This window comes from uncultured Modestobacter sp. (assembly GCF_947486615.1).
In the GTDB taxonomy this organism is placed as follows: Bacteria; Actinomycetota; Actinomycetes; order Mycobacteriales; family Geodermatophilaceae; genus Modestobacter.
Map to the genome: position 1 here is coordinate 46,782 of NZ_CANKUD010000007.1, position 18,496 is coordinate 65,277.

Consider the following 18,496-nt stretch of genomic DNA (forward strand, 5'->3'; position numbering starts at 1 on the left):
ACACCACCGCCCGGTGTGGACGACGGGGCCCGGGCCGGGCGCGGGCCTTCCTAGCGTCGCCGCATCGGTCCCTCCCCGGGGCCGCCGTCGCGCCGGGAGGCCTCCGTGTCCCACCTGATCTCCGTCCAACTCGACGCGCTGGGCGCGCTGCTGGCCGAGCTCACCGCGCTGGGCGTCGAGCTGGGGGAGGAGGGGCAGCTGGCCACGGCGACGGGCCGCTCGCTGGGCACCGCGCTGGCCGGGCCGGTCGGCGACGCCGCGGCGACGGCCGGTGCCGGCTGGGCCGAGGTGGTCGATGTGCTGGCCGCCCGCACCCTCGCGGTGGCCGTGACCCTGGACGCCGCGCTGGAGTCCTACCGCCGCGCCGACGCGGGCATCGCCGGACAGCTCGGGCCGGGCCGGGTCGGTTCCGTAGCGGTGCCGCGATGACCGGCACGACGCTCACCGAGCTGACCGGCTGGGACGTCCCCCAACTGCGCGGGTGCGTCGGCACGCTGGGCGTGGTGGCCGAGCGGCTGCTGCCCTGGCGGTACCGGCTCGATGCGCTGGGCCGGGAGCTCGGTGCCGCCGAGTGCTGGTCCGGGCCGGCCGGAACGGTGGCCGCGGCCGCGCTCGTCGAGCTCTCCACCGTGGCGTCAGGGGTGTCCGGAGCGCTCGCTGCCTCGGCAGCCGAGCTGGACGGACTGGTCGCCGCGGCCACCGAGGCACAGGAACGGGCCGCGACCGCGCAGGCCGTCGCCGGCTCCGCGGGACTGCGGCTGGACGAGCAAGGGACGGCGATCGGGGTGCCCGCCGCGCCGGTGCCGGTCATGGCCGCCGACCAGGTCGCCGACGTCACCGCCGCCCGCGCCGCCGCCGCGGTGGCCGAGGCGACCGCGGCCGACGCGCTGGCCGCCGGCGCGCGCGCCGCAGCGCACGCGGCCGCGGCGGCGGGACCGCTGGCCGGGCTGGGGGTGGTGGGTGCCGGTCCGGTCGACGTCACCGCCCTGGCGGTCCGCCTGCCCACGCCGCCCCTGGTCATGCCCTCCGATGGAGACCCGCGGCAGGTCGCGGGCTGGTGGGCCGGGCTGAGCGCCGGGCAGCAGCTGCAGGCGATCGACACCTGGCCGGGCGCGGTCGGCGCGCTGGACGGGCTGCCGGCGTGGGCCCGCGACCGGGCCAACCGCCTCGAGCTGGCCGCGGCGCTGCGCCACCTGCCGTCCGGCTCGGGCCGGCACGACATGGCCCTGGCCGTGGAGTCCGCGCTGGAGGAGATGACCGACGGCGGGCAGGTGGCTCAGTTGCTGCAGTTCGACCCGGCGGAGGGCCTGGTGGCGATCAGCCGGGGTGACCTGGACACCGCCGACGCCGTGGGCGTGCTGGTCCCCGGGATCAACACCACGCCCATCAGCGACCTGGGCGGGCTGGTCGCCGATGCCGCCGACGTCGCCGCGGCCGCGGTGGCCGCCGCGCCCGGGCTGGCCGTCGCCACCGTGGCGTGGCTCGGGTACCGCACCCCGATCGGCCGGGAGGCGGTCGAGCTCCGGGCCGCACGCACCGGCGGTCCGGCGCTCGACCGGGCGCTCGACGGGCTCGCCGCGGCGCGCTCGGCCCCGGGCGCGCCGGCCCGGCCCCGGGTGACCGTCCTCGGGCACAGCTACGGGACGGTCGTCACCGGGCAGGCTGCCCGCGCTCCTGGGCGCCTGGCCGCCGACGCCGTCGTGCTGCTCGGCAGCCCGGGCACCAGCGTGGGGCGGGCCGACCGGCTGGAGGCGCCGGAGGTCCACGGCGCGTGGTCGGTGGCGGACCCGATCTCCACGAGTGGGTTCTACGGAGCCGGCCCCGCCGGCCTCTTCTTCGGCGACGCCCCGCTGCCGACCGAGCTCACCCAGGGGCACGGCGACTACTACGACGCCGACCGGCCCACCCTGGCGGCGCTGGGCGAGGTCGTCGCAGGCACCCGGGCACCGCGATGACCTGCACCGACGCCGCCGGGAACCGGCGCAGTCCTCATCCGTTGGAGTCAGGACGGCGCGCCCGTGCTGGTCCGCCGCCCGGCCTTCCCGCCGCGCGGTGGCCTACCGTGGCCTCGCCGAACGGGTGCAGCTCACACTGCCCCGTGTGCGTCCGGGTCCACCCGGCGCCTGCACCAGCACCCCGACAGGAGCACCGTGCCGCCCACCAAGACCACGAAGTCAGCCACCAGCACCGGGAGCCGCGCGCCGCGCAAGCGGGCCGCTGCGGCCGGAGGCAAGCCGCTGGTCATCGTGGAGTCGCCGACCAAGGCGAACAAGATCGCGGGCTACCTCGGCAGCGACTACGTCGTGGAGGCCAGCGTCGGGCACATCCGTGACCTGCCGCGCAACGCCGCCGACGTGCCCGCCGCGCACAAGGGCGAGTCGTGGGCCCGGCTCGGCGTCGACGTGGACAACGGTTTCGCCCCGCTGTACGTGGTCAGCCCCGACCGCAAGCAGCAGGTCACCCGGCTCAAGCAGCTGGTGAAGGAAGCCAGCGAGATCTACCTCGCCACCGATGAGGACCGCGAGGGCGAGGCCATCGCCTGGCACCTGATCGACGCGCTCAAGCCCACCGTGCCGGTCCGCCGGATGGTCTTCCACGAGATCACCCGCGAGGCGATCGCCCGCGCCGTGGCCAACCCTCGTGAGCTGGACACCGCACTGGTGGACGCCCAGGAGACCCGCCGCATCCTCGACCGGCTCTACGGCTACGAGGTCAGCCCCGTGCTGTGGAAGAAGGTGCTGCCGAAGCTGTCGGCCGGCCGCGTGCAGTCGGTCGCCACCCGGATCGTGGTCGAGCGGGAGCGCGCCCGGATGCGCTTCACCGCCGCGGACTACTGGAGCCTGGACGGCGTCTTCGAGGTCGCCGAGAAGCGGACCGGCGCCGACGCGGGCGAGCCGACGACCCTGCGGGCGCGCCTGGTGACCGTGGACGACGGCCGGGTCGCCACCGGCAAGGACTTCGACGCCGACACCGGCACGGTCACCAGCAACGTCGTCCACCTCGACGAGGCCGGGGCTCGCGGCCTCGCCGCCCGGCTCGAGGGCCGGCCGGTCACCGTCAGCCGGGTCGACGAGCGGGACTACACCCGCAAGCCCTACGCGCCCTTCATCACCTCGAGCCTGCAGATGGAGGCCGGGCGCAAGTTCGGCTGGTCCTCGGCCCAGGTGATGCGCGTGGCCCAGCGGCTGTACGAGAACGGCCACATCACCTACATGCGGACCGACTCGACGAACCTGTCGAACGAGGCGATCACCGCCGCGCGGCGCCAGGCCGCCGAGCTCTACGGCGACGCCTACGTCCCGGCCGAGCCGCGCCGCTACGACAAGAAGGCCAAGGGTGCCCAGGAGGCGCACGAGGCGATCCGCCCGGCCGGTGACTCCTTCCGCACCCCCGGTCAGCTGGCCTCCCAGCTGGCGCGCGACGAGTTCCGGCTCTACGAGCTGATCTGGCAGCGCACCATCGCCTCGCAGATGGCCAACGCCGTCGGCAAGACCCTCAGCATCCGGCTGGCCGGCAGCTCCAGCACCGGCGAGGCCGTGGAGTTCACCGCCTCCGGGCGCACCATCACCTTCCCCGGGTTCCTGCGGGCCTACGTCGAGGGCAAGGACGAGGGCGCCGGCAACGACGACGAGGCCGACGACAGCGAGCGCCGGCTGCCGCGGGTCGAGCAGGGGCAGCGGCTGGACACCCGCGAGCTGGACCCCAAGGGGCACACCACCAGCCCGCCGGCCCGCTACACCGAGCCGAGCCTCACCGCCCGGCTGCAGGAGCTGGAGATCGGCCGGCCCTCGACCTACGCGTCGATCATGCAGACCATCCAGGACCGCGGATACGTGTGGAAGAAGGGCTCGGCGCTGGTGCCGTCCTTCATCGCCTTCGCCGTGGTGAACCTGCTGGAGCAGCACTTCGGCCAGCTCGTCGACTACGACTTCACCGCCTCCCTGGAGCGCGAGCTCGACGAGATCGCCGCCGGGCAGCTCGGCCGGGTCGACTGGCTCACCGAGTTCTACTTCGGCGGCGAGGGCCAGCACGCCGGCGGCATCGGCGCCTCCGGTGGGCTCAAGTCCGTCGTCGGCCAGCGGCTGGAGGAGATCGACGCCCGCGGCGTCAACTCCATCCCGCTGCGGGCAGTGGCGCCCACCGGCGAGCCGGTCGTCGTCCGGGTCGGCCGGTACGGGCCCTACCTGCAGGCCGGCGGCGAGGACGGCGCCCGGGTGAGCATCCCGGAGGACATCGCCCCCGACGAGCTGACCAGCGAGAAGGTCCTCGAGCTGCTCAACGCGCCCTCCTCCGATCGCGAGCTGGGCACCGACCCGGAGACCGGCTTCCCGGTGGCGGTCAAGGCCGGCCGGTACGGGCCCTACGTCACCACGCTGGTGCCCGAGGGCAGCAAGGAGCAGCCGCGCACGGCGAGCCTGTTCAAGTCGATGGAGCCGGAGACGGTCACCCTGGAGCAGGCGCTCCGGCTGCTGACCCTGCCGCGCACCATCGGCAAGGACGCCGACGGCGAGGAGATCCAGGCGCTGAACGGCCGCTACGGGCCCTACATCAAGAAGGGCACCGACTCGCGCTCGCTGGAGACCGAGGACGCGCTCTTCACGATCACGCTCGACGAGGCGCTGGCGGTCTTCGCCCAGCCCAAGCAGCGGGGCCGGGCCGCGGCCAAGGCGCCGCTCAAGGAGCTGGGCGCGGACCCGGTCAGCCAGGGGCAGGTGACGGTGCGCGAGGGCCGGTTCGGCCCCTACGTCACCGACGGCGAGCACAACGCCAGCCTGCGCAAGGGCGACGAGGTCGAGACGATCACCCTCGAGCGGGCCGCGGAGCTGCTGGCCGACCGCCGCGAGCGGGCACCGGTGAAGAAGAAGGCCACCAAGAAGGCGGCGGCGAAGAAGGCCCCGGCGAAGAAGGCGGCCGCCAAGAAGGCGACCGCCAAGTCCACGACGGCCAAGAGCACGGCGGCCAAGACGGCGACGAAGAAGGCAGCGGCGACGAAGGTCGCGCAGCCCACCGCCGCCGACGTCGCCGAGTCGGTGCCGGCCGGCAGCTGAGCAGTCGGGGGACGAGGGCAGTGGTGGACGGCTGGCAGCAGCGGCGCACCTCCTTCGGCTCGGTGGCGGCGGACTACGCCGCCCTGCGGCCGGGCTACCCCGCCGACGTGGTGCCGTTCCTCCTCGGGACGGCGCCACGCCGGGTGCTCGACCTGGGCGCCGGCACCGGGCTGCTCACCGAGCGGCTGCTGGCCGCCGGGCACCAGGTGGTCGCGGTCGACCTGTCCGAGCAGATGCTCGACCAGTTGCGGGCCCGGCTGCCGGGGGTCACCGCGGCGGTGGGCGGGGCCGAGGCGGTCCCGCTGCCCGACGGGAACGTCGACGCGGTGGTCGCCGGTCAGGCGGCGCACTGGTTCGACGTCGTCCCGGCCGCCGCCGAGCTGTGCCGGGTGCTGCGCCCGGGCGGGGTGCTCGGACTGGTCTGGAACACCCGGGACGAGCGGGTGCCGTGGGTCGGTGCGCTGGGTGAGCTGCTCGCCGACGAGGCGCGGGACCACGAGGCCGACCAGACGGTGGTGGTCCGGTTCGCCGCCGAGCTGCCCGCCGAGGTCGAGGTCCTCGACTCCGCGGTCACCCAGCTGGTCACCCCGGACCAGGTGGTCGCCGGCATCGGCACCCGCAGCTACGTCGCCACGATGACCCCGGCACGGCGAGCGGAGTTCCTCGGCCGGGTCGAGCAGCTGCTGGCCACCCACCCCGACACCCGGGGGCGTGCTGAGCTGGAGCTGCCGTACACCACCCGGGCGTACCGGCTCACCCCGCGCTGAGCCCACCCGTCCCCGGCCGGGAGCCGCCGTCCGCCGGACCGAGTGCACGGGCGGGCAGCCGCTGATCGGCCCGACGCGCCGGGCCCGGGCTCCCCGAGCTCCGGAACCGGGCGTTCCCGTCGGCTCTCCCCGGTACGGTGGCCCCGCCGAGACGCGGCCGGACGCACCGGCAGCACCGACTGCGCAGCCACACCCTGGGGGTCCCGATCAGCTCCGACCCGACGGACCGCCCGACTCCGGGCGGGTCGTCCGACGCCGCCCCGGCGGACGGGGCGAGCCGTGCCGTGCCCGGCGCCGGTTCGGGTGGCGTCGTCGACGGTGACCCGGGCGGAGCGCCGGCGTCGGTGCCCGCGGACGGGCTCCCGCCGGCCGGCTCACCCACGCCGGACGGCGCCGGTGTGCCGCTGTCGGAGTCGCCGGACGGCGGGGCTGGCGAGGACCGGTCCGGCGCTGACGAGGACGAGCACCCCGGCGCGGGGGCGGTGAGCCAGGTCGCCAAGATCCGCGCGGTGCTGCGGGTCCGGGACTTCCGCAAGCTCTGGCTGTCCACGGCGCTGTCCAGCTTCGGTGACTGGCTCGGCCTGCTGGCGATCACCTTCACGGCGTACTCGCTGGTCGACGGCTACGCGGCCAACTTCGCCCTCGGCGGTGTGCTGGCGTTCCGGCTGCTGCCGGCGATCCTGCTCGGGCCGGTCGCCGGCGCGTTCGCCGACCGGTTCGACCGGCGCAAGACGATGGTCGTCTCCGACCTCCTGCGGTTCGTGCTGTTCGCCTCGATCCCGCTGGTCGGCGAGCTGTGGTGGCTCTTCGTCGCCCAGTTCCTCATCGAGGCGATCAGCCTGTTCTGGATCCCGGCCAAGGACGCCGCGGTCCCGAACATGATCCGCCGCGACCAGCTCGAGCCGGCCAACCAGCTGTCGCTGGTCACCACCTACGGGTTCACGCCCGTGCTGGCCGCGGCGGTGTTCGCCGTGCTGACCGCCGCCGACGGGCTGGGCCAGATGATCCCCGGGCTCGACGAGGCCGACCTCGCCCTCTACCTCAACGCGGTCACCTTCTTGGTCGCAGCTGTGGTGATCTGGAACCTGCCCTCGATCAGCGGCCGGAGAGCCGCCCGGACGGCGGTCACCGGCGACAGCTTCCTGCAGTCGCTGCGCGAGGGGTTCTCCTTCGCCGGGCACACCCCGCTGGTCCGCGGCCTGGTCGTCGGCATCACCGGCGCGTTCGTCGCCGCCGGGGTGGTCATCGCCACCGCGCAGGCGTTCGTGGTGTCCATGGGGGGCGGCGCGGCGGCCTACGCGCTGCTGTTCGGTGCGGTCTTCGTCGGCCTGGGGCTCGGCATCGCACTGGGGCCCAGCGTGGCCCGCGACCTGTCCCGGGAGCGGTTGTTCGGGGTGGCGATCGTCGGGGCCGGTGCCGCCCTGCTGCTGCTGGTCTGGACGTTCACCCTGTGGCTGGCGCTGGTCCTCGTCATCGGGATGGGCTTCTTCGCCGGCATCGCCTACCTGGCCGGCTTCACCCTGCTGGGCACCGAGGTCGACGACGAGCTCCGCGGCCGCACGTTCGCGCTGGTCCAGTCGCTGGTGCGGGCCGCGCTGATCCTCTCCCTGGCGGTCGCGCCGTTCGGGGTCGGGCTGATCGCCCGGCACACGATCGACCTGGGCCCGGTGGCGTTCACGATCACCGGGGAGCGACTGATGCTCGGCATCGCCGGGCTGCTCGCCGTCGGCGTCGGCGTGCTGGCCTACCGCCAGATGGACGACGGCCGGCCCGTGCCGCTCGTCGCCGACGTGGTGACCGCGCTGCGCCGGGACACCACCGCCCGACGCCGGCTCGCCGGCGGCGGGGTGTTCATCGCCTTCGAGGGCGGCGAGGGCGCCGGCAAGTCCACCCAGGTGCGGCGGCTGCAGGAGTGGCTCACCGAGGAGGGGCTGGTCGCCCGCACCACCCGGGAACCCGGCGGGACGGCCCTGGGCGGCAAGATCCGCGGGCTGCTGCTCGACCCGGCCAGCGCGGGGCTCTCCCCGCGAGCCGAGGCGCTGATGTACGCCGCCGACCGCGCGCAGCACGTGCACGACGTGCTGCGCCCCGCGCTGGACACCGGCGAGGTCGTCATCACCGACCGGTTCGTCGACAGCTCGCTGGCCTACCAGGGCGCCGGCCGCACCATCCCGATGGACGACGTCCGGTCGATCTCCCGCTGGGCGACCCAGGGCCTGCAGCCCGACCTCACCCTGCTCCTGGACCTGCCCCCCGAGGTCGGACTGGCCCGGGCCCGCGGGCGGGCCGCTGCCGACCGGCTGGAGTCGGAGTCGCTGGACTTCCACCAGCGGGTCCGCCGCACCTTCCTCGCCCTGGCCGAGGCCCAGCCCGACCGCTACCTGGTGCTCGACGCCCGCCGCTCGCCGGACGAGCTCGCCGCGGCCATCCGCACCCGGGTGAGCGTGCTGCTGGACGGGCTGCCGCTGCAGCAGCTCCCGGCCGGCGTCCCGGCGCCGCGCGGCCGGCGCGGCGACCACGCCGTCCAGACCGGCCCGACCCCCCAGTTGCACCCTTGAGCGAGAGTGGAGCGGTGACCACCGCAGTGCCCGAGGTCGGCCCGGCGCCCGGGGTGTGGGCCGACGTCGTCGGGCAGCCCGCCGTTGTCGCCGAGCTGCAGGCCGCGGTCGCGCAGCCGGCCTCGATGACCCACGCCTGGCTGTTCACCGGGCCGCCCGGGTCCGGCCGGTCGGTCGCCGCCCGGGCCTTCGCCGCGGCGCTGCAGTGCCCGGCCGGCGGCGACGGCAGCTGTCACGAGTGCCGCACCGTGCTGGCCGGCAGCCACGCCGACGTGCACCGCGTCGTCCCCGAGGGCCTGTCGATCGGGGTCGCGGAGGTGCGGCAGATCGTCCGTACCGCCGGCCGGGCGCCGTCGCAGGGGCGCTGGCAGATCGTGGTCGTCGAGGACGCCGACCGGATGACCGAGCAGGCCTCGAACACCGTGCTCAAGATGCTGGAGGAGCCGCCGCCGCGCACGGTGTTCCTGCTCTGCGCCCCGTCGCTGCACCCGGACGACGTGCCGGTGACCATCCGGTCCCGCTGCCGCGTCGTGCCGCTGCGCACCCCGCGGATCGAGGCCGTCGCCGAGGTGCTGGTGCGCCGGGACGGCATCGACCCGGCGCTGGCCGCCTGGTCGGCCGCAGCCGCCGGGGGACACGTCGGCCGGGCCCGGCACCTGGCCCGGGACGAGGCGGCCCGGCTGTCCCGCAAGGCGGTGCTGGACATCCCGCTCTCTCTGGTCTCGCTGGCCGCCTGCCTCAACGCCGCGGACGACCTGGTCGCCGCGGCCAAGGACGAGTCGGACAAGACGTCGGCCGAGGTCGACGCCGTCGAGACCGACGCGGTGAAGGCCAGCCTCGGTGTCGGCGCGCGGGGCCCGGGCGTCGCTGCCGCCAGCCGCGGTGCCGGCCAGCTCAAGGAGCTGGAGAAGCGGCAGAAGTCCCGGGCCACCCGACTGGGCCGCGACTCCCTAGACCGGGCGCTGGTGGACCTGGCGGCGCTGTACCGGGATGCGCTGGTGGTCAGTGCGGCGGCCGGCGCGGCGGGGGAGCTCACCGTGCCGCTGGCGCACCCCGACCGCCGGTCCGACGCGGTCGAGCTGGCCCGCCGGATCGGCGCGGAGGGCGCGCTGCGCCGGATCGACGCCGTGCTGGCCGCCCGCACCGCGCTGGAGCAGAACGTGAAGCCGCAGATCGCGGTGGAGGCGCTCACCGTGGCGCTGCGACTGCCCTCCTGACGCGCCGGGGGGCTCGCAGGGCCGCGGCGGCGGTGCCGTAAGCTCACCCGCGCAGTCCGCCGCCTTAGCTCAGTCGGTAGAGCATCTCACTCGTAATGAGAAGGTCGTCGGTTCGATTCCGACAGGCGGCTCTCCTCCAGCCTCCCCAGCCAACCCCGGGTGCACTGCCCCGCGGTCGCGGCGTCCCGGTCCGGACATGCGGAACGGCGGCACGCCCCCGGAGGGGCGCGCCGCCGTCTGGGTCGGTGCGTGTTCGGCGGGTCGCCGGGGTCAGTGGAGCGGGGTGTCCAGGGCGCGCTGGCGGGAGGCCTCGATCTCGGCCTCGGCCTCGGCGCGGCCCACCCACTCGGCGCCCTCGACCGACTTGCCCGGCTCGAGGTCCTTGTAGGTCTCGAAGAAGTGCTGGATCTCCAGCCGGTCGAACTCCGAGACGTCGTTGATGTCCTGCAGGTGCGCAACCCGCGGGTCGGTGGCCGGAACGGTGAGGACCTTGTCGTCCCCGCCCTTCTCGTCGGTCATCCGGAACATCCCGATCGCCCGGCAGGTGATGAGACACCCGGGGAAGGTCGGCTCCTCCAGCAGGACGAGTGCGTCCAAGGGGTCACCGTCCATCCCGAGCGTCTCCTCGATGTACCCGTAGTCCGCGGGATACCGGGTCGAGGTGAACAGCATCCGGTCCAGGCGGATGCGTCCGGTGGCGTGGTCCAGCTCGTACTTGTTCCGCTGGCCCTTGGGGATCTCTACCGTCACGTCGAACTGCACGCCGATAGTGTGTCCTACGACTGGCCGTCGCGTCGGCGGAGGTCACCCCGGGGGGTGGGAGAGATCGCGTCGAGTCCGCGCGAGGGGTCGTCCGAAGACCAGGCAGGCGAGGCCGGACAGGCCTCCGCCGGGGCGCCGGACGAGGGAGCCGCCCCCGCTCAGCTGCCGTCCGAGGGCCAGCCGGACCCGGTGGCACCAGTGACTGGTGAGGACGGCGCGGCGGCTGGGGCGACGGCCCCGAACTCACAGGGAACGCCCTCGGCCACCAGCGCCGCCGATGCGCCCGTGGACGAGCCGGCCGCAGAGGCACAGCCGGCAGCGGCGGCGCCGGACGAGTCGGACGTCGCAGCGCAACCGGCGGCCGTGGACCCGGCGCCTCCGGCTGAGCCGGCCAGCCCGGCGGAGTCGGTCGCCGAGGAGGCGACGGACCTGCCGGCGGGCGAGGAGCCCGTGATGGCTGCGACCGCCGACTCGAGCGCGGCACCGGACGTGCCGACCGCCGCGCCAGCGGGAGCCCCGCAGGCGCCGGAGGTCGTCGCACGTCCCCAGACACCTGGGACCGCGACGGCGCCGACTCCGTCCGACGACGCGACAGAGCCCGCAGGTGCGTCCATCCCGGACAACGGGGAGCAGTCCGACGTCGCGGCCGCCTCCAGCACGACCGTGACTCCGGACCCCAGCGGGGCCCTGGTTCGCGAGGAGGCCCTGGCGGACAGCGAGGCCCCTGCCGACGGCGAGGCCCCGACGGACGGCGAGGCGCCGGAACCCGAGGGCGCCACGGCGGATGGCGTTGCCCCCGAACACGGCGTTGCCCCCGAACAGGGCGTTGTATCGGACGGCGTTGCACCGGACGGCGGAGTGATCCCGGACGACGGCGGGACGTCGGACGCAGCGGCAGCTGCCGCGACCCCGTCCGGCGCAGCGGTGGGCACCCCGGACCAGGACGACCCGGTCGACGACCCGGCCACGGCCGCTGCGGCCGCCGCCGAGCAGGCCGCGGCGGCCCAGGCTGCCGCGGACCTGGCCGCGGTCAAGGAGTGGGCCGCGCAGCGCGCTGCCGCCGAGCAGGCGGCGGCCGCCCAGGCAGAGGCCGACCGCCAAGCCGCCGAGCAGCTGGCCGCGGACGAGGCGGCGGCCGAGCGCGCCGCCGCCGAGCAGGCCGCCGCAGACCTGGCCGCCGTCCGGGAGTGGGCCGCGCAGCGTGCCGCTGCCGAGCAGGCAGCCGCGGAGCAGGCCGCGGCGGCAGCCGCCACCGAGGCTGCCGAGCGGGCCGCGGCAGAGCAGGCGGAGGCCGACCGCCTGGCGGTCGAGCGCGCCGCCTTCGACCAGGCAGAGGCCCAGCGGGCGGCCGCGGCCGAGCAGATGGCCGCCGAGCGGGCCGCGGTCGCCGCACAGATCGCGGCGGAGCGGGCGGCCGCGGAGCGCGAGGCGTCGGAGCAGGCCGCCGCAGCCGAACGCGCGGCCATCGAGCGGGCCGCGGCGGAGCGGGCGGCTCAGCAGGCGGCGATCGAGCGCGCCACGGCCCAGCAGGCAGCGGCGGAACGGTCACCCGTCGAGCGCGCGGCGATGGAGCAGCAGGCGGCCCCGCCGCGCCCCGTCCCCGGTCGCCGGCGGGCGGGTGCCGAGGCCTCGGCACCGGCCGCGGAGGAGGCCCGGTCCCGGGCAGACCGCGGGCGGGCGGGCGCCACGGCCGTCGGTGCCCCGGCAGAGCCCGGGTCCGGGCGCCGGCTCACCAAGGTGCTCGTCGCCGCCGTCCTGGCGCTGGTGCTCGTCGCGGCCGGCGTGGTGCTGGCCATCCAGCTGACCGGGGGAACCAGCGACCCGGGCGTCGCAGCGGACGCCGAGCAGGTGCCCGACGCCGTGCTGCCCGAGCTCAGCGACCCCGCCCCGGTGCTGGCCGCGCTGTCGGCCGAGGCGCCGGTGCCCGACCCGGCTGCGCTGGCTGCGGTGCTCGACCCCCTGCTCGATGCGCCCGCGCTGGGCAGTGGCCTCTCCGCCCAGGTGGTGGACGTCGCCACCGGCACGGTCCTGCTCGAGCGCGACGCCACCGACCCGGGCACGCCGGCCTCGACGACCAAGCTGCTGACCGCGCTGGCCGCGGTGACCACGCTGGGCCCGACCGAGCGGATCGACACGACCGTCGTGGCCGGCAGCGCGCCGGGGGAGGTGGTGCTCGTCGGTGGCGGGGACCCGACGCTGTCCACGACCGCGCCCTCGGTCGACTACCCGGGTGCCGCGACCGTGGCCGACCTCGCCGCCCAGGTGCAGCAGGCGCTCGCCGGGCAGCCCGTGACCGGCGTGGTGGTGGACAACTCGCTGTTCACCGGCCCGCTGACCGCCACCGGCTGGGGGGAGGGCGACGCGCCCTCGACCTACGCGGCACCGGTCACCGCCACCGCCGTGGACGGCGCCCGGGTCACCCCGGGCCAGACGCAGCGCAGCGGCCAGCCGGGCACCGACGCCGGCCGCGCCCTCGCCACGGCGCTCGGGGTGCCCGACGCCCCGGTCGCCCTCGGCGCCGCCCCGGCCGGGGCCCGCACCCTGGGCACGGTGCAGTCCGCGCCGGTCGGTCGGCTGGTGGAGCAGGCGCTCACCGCGTCCGACAACCTGCTGGCCGAGACCCTGGCACGGCACGTGGCCATGGCCCGGGGGCTGCCGGCCACCTTCGACGGTGCGGGCGCCGCGGTGACCGCGGCGCTGGCCGAGGCGGGGCTGGACACGACGGGGCTGAGCCTCACCGACGCCAGCGGGCTCTCCCGGGACGACCGGGCGCCGGCCCGGCTGCTGGTCGACGTCCTGCAGGCGGCGGCGGACGGCAGCATCCCGGAGGCCGACGTGCTGCTCTCCGGCCTCCCGGTGGCCGGCTACGACGGCACCCTGGCCGAGCGGGTGGCCGCCGGGGCGGGCACGCCCGGTGCAGTGCGGGCCAAGACCGGCACCCTGCAGAGCGTGAACGACCTGGCCGGCACGGTGCAGACGGCCGACGGCCGGCTGCTGGCCTTCTCCGTGCTGGCCGACGGCACCGCCGGGAGCATCGGCGCCGCCGAGGACGCGCTCGACGAGGTGGCCGCCGCGCTGGCCGCCTGCGGCTGCCGCTGAGGCCCCGTCCCGAGGCTCGGGGCGGGCCCCTGCAGCAGGGCCGGACGGCCGACGGTGCCGCCGCGTACGGTCGGGCCATGAGCCGAGCCTCGTCACTGGTCGACTGGGACCTCGCGGGCCGCACCGCCCGACGCCTGGTCAGCTCCGGCCCGGAGACCTCGCGCGAGGAGGCTGCCGCGGTCGTGGCCGAGCTGCACGAGGCAGCGGCGACCGCGGTCGCCCACGTGGAGGCGCTGACCGGCCTGCGGCCGGTGCCGGGCGGGCCGGTGCCCACCGTCGCCGTCGTCGACCGGCCCGGCTGGGTCGAGGCCAACACCGCCGGCATGGCCGCGCTGCTGGACCCGCTGTCCGCCGCGCTGCAGAAGGGCCAGGACCGCCCGCCCGGCCCGCTGGCCACCGCGATCGGCTCCCGCGCCACCGGCGTCCAGGCCGGCGGGGTGCTCGCCTTCCTCTGCACCCGGGTGCTGGGTCAATACGAGGTGTTCGGCTCCGGCGGCCGGCTGCTGCTGGTCGCCCCCAACATCGTGGAGACCGAGCGGCGGCTGGGCGTGGACCCCAGCGACTTCCGGCTGTGGGTCTGTCTGCACGAGGTCACCCACCAGCTGCAGTTCACCGCCGTGCCGTGGCTGCGCGGCTACCTGGAGGAGCAGATCGCCTCCTTCGCCGAGGCCACCGACCTAGATCCCGACGTGCTGCTGGACCGGCTCACCGACCTGGTGCGCAGCCTGGGTGACGTCGTCCGCGGCGGCCAGGACGACGACGCGCCGCAGGGCCTGATGGCGCTGGTCCGCGACCCCGAGCAGCGCGCCGCCCTGGACCGGGTGACCGCGGTGATGAGCCTGGTGGAGGGGCACGCCGAGTACGTCATGGACGGCGTGGGGCCCGACGTCGTCCCCTCGGTGCGCACGCTGCGCAAGCGCTTCGCCCAGCGGCGCAAGGGCCGTGGCCCGATCGACCGGGTGCTGCGCCGGCTGCTGGGCCTGGAGCAGAAGATGCAGCAGTACGCCGACGGCCGGGTGTTCGTCGCCGGCGTGGTCGACCTGGTCGGGATGGACGGGTTCAACCAGGTGTGGGCCGGGCCGGAGAACCTGCCGCTGAAGGACGAGCTGACCGACCCCGCCCGCTGGGTGACCCGGGTCCTGGAGACCCGCCCGGCCTTCCCGGCCTGAGCCGGCAGCCGGGGATGACCGGACCTGATCCCGCGGTCGCCGCCCTGCGGACCGCGGTACGCCCCGGGCTGGCCGCGGGCGCCGGCCCGGTGCTGGTCGCCTGCAGCGGGGGAGCGGACTCGGTGGCCCTCGCGGCCGCGCTCGCCTTCGAGGCGCCCCGGGCCGGCCGTGCGGTGGGCGCGTTGACCGTCGACCACGGCCTGCAGCCCGGCTCCGCCGACCAGGCCCGTCGCACGGCGGCGCTGCTGACGTCGCTGCGGTTGGCCCCGGTGCTGGTCGTCCCGGTGGCGGTGGGCACGGACGGCGGGCCGGAGGGCGCCGCGCGGGCCGCGCGCACGGCGGCGCTGACCGCCGCGGCGGCCGATCACGGTGCGACGGTCGCGCTCGGCCACACGCTGGATGACCAGGCCGAGACGGTCCTCCTCGGGCTGGCCCGCGGCTCGGGGCCGCGGTCGGTGGCCGGCATGGTCGAGCACCGGCCGCCGTTCTGGCGCCCCCTGCTGGGGGTCCGCCGGGAGACGACCCGGGCGGCCTGCGCCGCCCAGCAGCTGCCGGTGTGGGACGACCCGTGGAACACCGACTCCGCCTACACCCGCGTCCGGCTGCGCACCGAGGTGCTGCCGCTGCTGGAGGAGGTGCTCGGGGGTGGGGTCGCCCCGGCGCTGGCCCGCACCGCCGGCATGCTGCGGGAGGACCTGGACGCCCTCGACGCGCTGGCCGCCACGGAGGCGGCGGCGCTGGTCGGGCCGGACGGCGGGCTCCCGGCCGCACCGCTGGCCGAGCTCCCGGCGGCCGTGCGCCGCCGGGTGCTGCGCGGCTGGCTGCGGAACGCCGGGGTGCCGGACCTGCAGGCGACCCACCTGGCGGCCGTCGACGCGCTGCTCACCCGGTGGAGGGGGCAGGGGCGGGCGGACCTGCCCGGTGGTCACGGGGTGGTCCGGGCGTCTGGCAGGCTGGTGGTGCAGCTCGGCCCTGGTCGCCGCGCCGCGCCTCCCTACGCCTTCCCCTCTGAGGAGCCCTGACGACCGTGAGCGAGCCCGCCACCACCGGAGCGCAGGCACCAGGACCGCTGGGCCCCGACCACGGCTACGGCCCGGACATCGACCACGTGCTGCTCTCCGAGGAGCAGATCCAGGACAAGATCACCGAGCTGGCCGGGCAGATCGCCCACGACTACGCCGGTCGCGAGGTCCTGCTCGTGGGCGTCCTCAAGGGCGCGGTGCTGTTCATGTCCGACTTCGCCAGGGCATTGCAGCTGCCGACCCAGATGGAGTTCATGGCGGTCTCCTCCTACGGCAGCGCGACCAGCTCCTCGGGCGTGGTGCGCATCCTGAAGGACCTGGACCGCGACATCGCCGACAAGCACGTGCTGGTGCTCGAGGACATCATCGACTCGGGGCTGACGCTGTCCTGGCTGCTGAAGAACCTGGGCAGCCGCCGGCCGGCGTCGCTGGAGGTCTGCACGCTGCTGCGCAAGCCCGACGCGGTGAAGGTCGACGTGCCGGTGCGCTACATCGGCTTCGACATCCCCAACGAGTTCGTCGTGGGCTACGGCCTGGACTACGCCGAGCGCTACCGGGACCTGCCCTACATCGCCACGCTGAAGCCCGAGGTCTACTCCTCCTGACGGAACGGCACCTCGGGGCTGGACGCCGCAGCGGGGCCGCCGGTCCACTGTTCCCGGGCGCGGCCAGGCCCTTCGCCCAGCGAGGGCACAGCTCCAGCGGTGTACCTTCGTGCCCAACGACGTCGCCCCGTGATGGGGTGTTCCTGCCGGTCGCGGGCGGCGTCCCGCGACGATCAGGAGGGTCGACGGGCGCAGCCGGGCCTCCCCGGTGCCCGGCCACGGTGTATGGAACGTAAGAAGCTCGTCCGGAACGTCTGGTTCTGGATCGCCATCGTCGTCGTGCTGGGCCTCGTGGGCTCCAGCTTCCTCAGCGGGAACGACGAGTACGACGAGGTGTCGACGTCCACCGCCCTGGACCAGCTCGCCAGCGGCAACGTCTCCTCCGTCACGATCAACGACAAGGAACAGACGCTCGACCTCGACCTGGACAACCCGGTCGACGGGAGCACCCAGATCACCACGTCCTACCCGCTGGGCGCCTCCGACGACGTCTTCGACCTCGTCCGCGGCGTGGGTGACGACGTCGAGGGCGGCGCCGAGTCCTTCGACACCAACGTCACCCAGGACAACCTGCTGGTGTCGGTCCTGGTCAGCTTCCTGCCCTTCGTGCTGCTGCTCCTGCTGCTGTTCTGGCTGTTCAACTCGATGCAGGGCGGCGGCCGCGGGGTCATGGCCTTCAGCAAGTCCAAGGCCAAGGTGGTCAGCAAGGACACGCCGAAGACCCTGTTCACCGACGTCGCCGGTGCCGACGAGGCGATCGAGGAACTGCACGAGATCAAGGACTTCCTGCAGAACCCGGTCAAGTACCAGGCGATCGGCGCGAAGATCCCCAAGGGCGTGCTGCTGTTCGGCCCGCCCGGTACCGGCAAGACGCTGCTGGCCCGTGCCGTTGCCGGTGAGGCCGGTGTGCCGTTCTACTCGATCTCCGGCTCGGACTTCGTCGAGATGTTCGTCGGCGTCGGCGCCAGCCGGGTCCGCGACCTGTTCACCCAGGCCAAGGAGAACGCCCCGGCGATCATCTTCATCGACGAGATCGACGCCGTCGGCCGGCAGCGCGGCGCCGGCATGGGCGGCGGGCACGACGAGCGCGAGCAGACGCTGAACCAGATGCTCGTGGAGATGGACGGCTTCGACGTCAAGGGCGGCGTCATCATGATCGCCGCCACCAACCGGCCCGACGTCCTGGACCCGGCGCTGCTGCGCCCGGGTCGGTTCGACCGGCAGATCCCCGTCGACCGCCCCGACCTCCAGGGCCGGACGGCGGTGCTGAAGGTGCACGCCGTCGGCAAGCCGCTGGCCGAGGACGTCGATCTGGAGACCGTCGCCCGGCGCACCCCCGGCTTCACCGGCGCCGACCTGGCCAACGTGCTCAACGAGGCCGCCCTGCTCACCGCCCGGCAGAACGGGACGGTGATCACCGACGAGCTCCTCGAGGAGGCCATCGACCGGGTCATCGCCGGCCCGGAGCGCAAGACGCGGGCGATGAGCGAGAAGGAGAAGAAGGTCACCGCCTACCACGAGGGCGGGCACGCCCTGGTGGCCCACGCGATGCCGCACCTGGACCCGGTGCACAAGGTGACGATCCTGCCGCGCGGCCGCTCGCTGGGGCACACCCTCGTGCTGCCGACCGAGGACAAGTACACCCAGACCCGCTCGGAGATGATCGACACCCTCGCCTACGCCCTCGGTGGCCGGGCGGCGGAGGAGCTGGTCTTCCACGAGCCGACCACCGGTGCCGGCAACGACATCGAGAAGGCCACCTCGATGGCCCGCGCGATGGTCACCCAGTACGGCATGAGCGCCAAGCTGGGTGCGGTGAAGTACGGCAGCACCGACTCCGAGCCGTTCCTCGGCCGGGACATGGGCTCGCGCCCGGACTACTCCGACGCGGTCGCCGCCGACATCGACGGCGAGGTGCGCGCGCTGATCGAGGCCGCCCACGACGAGGCCTGGGAGATCCTGGTCGAGTACCGGGACGTCCTGGACCGGCTGGTGCTCGAGCTGCTGGAGAAGGAGACCCTGACCCGCGAGGACATGGACCGGATCTGCGCCGGCATGGACAAGCGCCCCTCCATGGCCCCCTACAACGGGTTCGGCAAGCGCACCCCCTCGCAGCGCCCGCCGGTGCTCACCCCCGCCGAGGTCGCCGCGGCCAACGGCACGGGCGCGCACGTCAACGGGTCCTCGCCATCGCCGGTCGGCGACGTCGGCGCACCGGTCCAGGGCCGGTGAGCGCTGGTCCCGGGGGA

The 18,496-nt window shown here is 75.2% G+C and carries 12 protein-coding genes and 1 tRNA gene; 12 read left to right on the forward strand and 1 reads right to left on the reverse strand.

Annotation, left to right across the window (positions count from 1 at the left end; translation table 11 throughout):
* Positions 1 to 105: 105 nt before the first annotated feature.
* The 7 genes from Q1A09_RS13975 (at position 106) to Q1A09_RS14005 (ending at position 9,721) form a co-directional block, all read left to right on the forward strand.
* Positions 106 to 429, forward strand: coding sequence for a hypothetical protein (locus Q1A09_RS13975; RefSeq protein WP_299955908.1), 324 nt, complete (start codon positions 106 to 108; stop codon positions 427 to 429).
* Positions 426 to 1,955, forward strand: coding sequence for an alpha/beta hydrolase (locus Q1A09_RS13980; protein WP_299955910.1), 1,530 nt, complete (start codon positions 426 to 428; stop codon positions 1,953 to 1,955). The genes Q1A09_RS13975 and Q1A09_RS13980 overlap by 4 nt, the downstream gene beginning before the upstream one ends.
* A 195-nt stretch (positions 1,956 to 2,150) precedes the next feature.
* On the forward strand, positions 2,151 to 5,048 hold the full coding sequence (gene topA, locus Q1A09_RS13985) for a type I DNA topoisomerase (protein WP_299955912.1): 2,898 nt from the start codon (positions 2,151 to 2,153) through the stop codon (positions 5,046 to 5,048).
* A 23-nt stretch (positions 5,049 to 5,071) separates the two neighbouring features.
* Positions 5,072 to 5,815 (forward strand): class I SAM-dependent methyltransferase, encoded by a 744-nt coding sequence (locus Q1A09_RS13990; RefSeq protein WP_299955914.1) that lies wholly within the window; start codon positions 5,072 to 5,074, stop codon positions 5,813 to 5,815.
* Positions 5,816 to 6,099: 284 nt separating this feature from the next.
* Positions 6,100 to 8,373, forward strand: coding sequence for a dTMP kinase (tmk, locus tag Q1A09_RS13995; RefSeq protein ID WP_299955917.1), 2,274 nt, complete (start codon positions 6,100 to 6,102; stop codon positions 8,371 to 8,373).
* Between the two features lie 14 nt (positions 8,374 to 8,387).
* The gene (locus Q1A09_RS14000) at positions 8,388 to 9,590 is read left to right on the forward strand and encodes a DNA polymerase III subunit delta' (RefSeq protein ID WP_299955919.1); all 1,203 of its coding nucleotides are present in this window, start codon (positions 8,388 to 8,390) and stop codon (positions 9,588 to 9,590) included.
* A 58-nt stretch (positions 9,591 to 9,648) separates the two neighbouring features.
* Positions 9,649 to 9,721: transfer RNA gene (locus tag Q1A09_RS14005), tRNA-Thr, on the forward strand.
* Between the two features lie 139 nt (positions 9,722 to 9,860).
* Here Q1A09_RS14005 and Q1A09_RS14010 read toward each other — a convergent pair.
* A complete protein-coding gene (locus Q1A09_RS14010; RefSeq protein ID WP_366139789.1) occupies positions 9,861 to 10,352 on the reverse strand; it encodes an inorganic diphosphatase in 492 nt (163 codons plus the stop codon).
* Positions 10,353 to 11,210: 858 nt separating this feature from the next.
* On the opposite strand from Q1A09_RS14010, the gene dacB reads away from it, so the two are divergent.
* From dacB to ftsH, 5 genes are all read left to right on the forward strand, one after another.
* Positions 11,211 to 13,451, forward strand: a complete 2,241-nt coding sequence (gene dacB, locus Q1A09_RS14015; protein WP_299955920.1) for a D-alanyl-D-alanine carboxypeptidase/D-alanyl-D-alanine-endopeptidase — start codon at positions 11,211 to 11,213, stop codon at positions 13,449 to 13,451.
* Between the two features lie 77 nt (positions 13,452 to 13,528).
* A complete protein-coding gene (locus Q1A09_RS14020) occupies positions 13,529 to 14,620 on the forward strand; it encodes a zinc-dependent metalloprotease (RefSeq protein WP_299955922.1) in 1,092 nt (363 codons plus the stop codon).
* A 14-nt stretch (positions 14,621 to 14,634) separates the two neighbouring features.
* The gene (tilS, locus tag Q1A09_RS14025) at positions 14,635 to 15,642 is read left to right on the forward strand and encodes a tRNA lysidine(34) synthetase TilS (protein WP_299955924.1); all 1,008 of its coding nucleotides are present in this window, start codon (positions 14,635 to 14,637) and stop codon (positions 15,640 to 15,642) included.
* Positions 15,643 to 15,689: 47 nt separating this feature from the next.
* A complete protein-coding gene (gene hpt, locus Q1A09_RS14030; RefSeq protein ID WP_366139791.1) occupies positions 15,690 to 16,247 on the forward strand; it encodes a hypoxanthine phosphoribosyltransferase in 558 nt (185 codons plus the stop codon).
* A gap of 225 nt (positions 16,248 to 16,472) precedes the next feature.
* Positions 16,473 to 18,479: an ATP-dependent zinc metalloprotease FtsH gene (gene ftsH / locus Q1A09_RS14035; RefSeq protein ID WP_299955926.1), complete on the forward strand. Its 2,007-nt coding sequence runs from the start codon at positions 16,473 to 16,475 to the stop codon at positions 18,477 to 18,479.
* The last annotated feature ends 17 nt before the right edge of the window (positions 18,480 to 18,496 follow it).

What these genes read in the sequence shown, in the direction of transcription:
- tilS (WP_299955924.1), top strand. Translation starts at nt 14,635, where the DNA reads ATGACCGGACCTGATCCCGCGGTCGCCGCCCTGCGGACCGCGGTACGC.
- ftsH (WP_299955926.1), top strand. Translation starts at nt 16,473, where the DNA reads ATGGAACGTAAGAAGCTCGTCCGGAACGTCTGGTTCTGGATCGCCATC.
- Q1A09_RS14020 (WP_299955922.1), top strand. Translation starts at nt 13,529, where the DNA reads ATGAGCCGAGCCTCGTCACTGGTCGACTGGGACCTCGCGGGCCGCACC.
- Q1A09_RS13980 (WP_299955910.1), top strand. Translation starts at nt 426, where the DNA reads ATGACCGGCACGACGCTCACCGAGCTGACCGGCTGGGACGTCCCCCAA.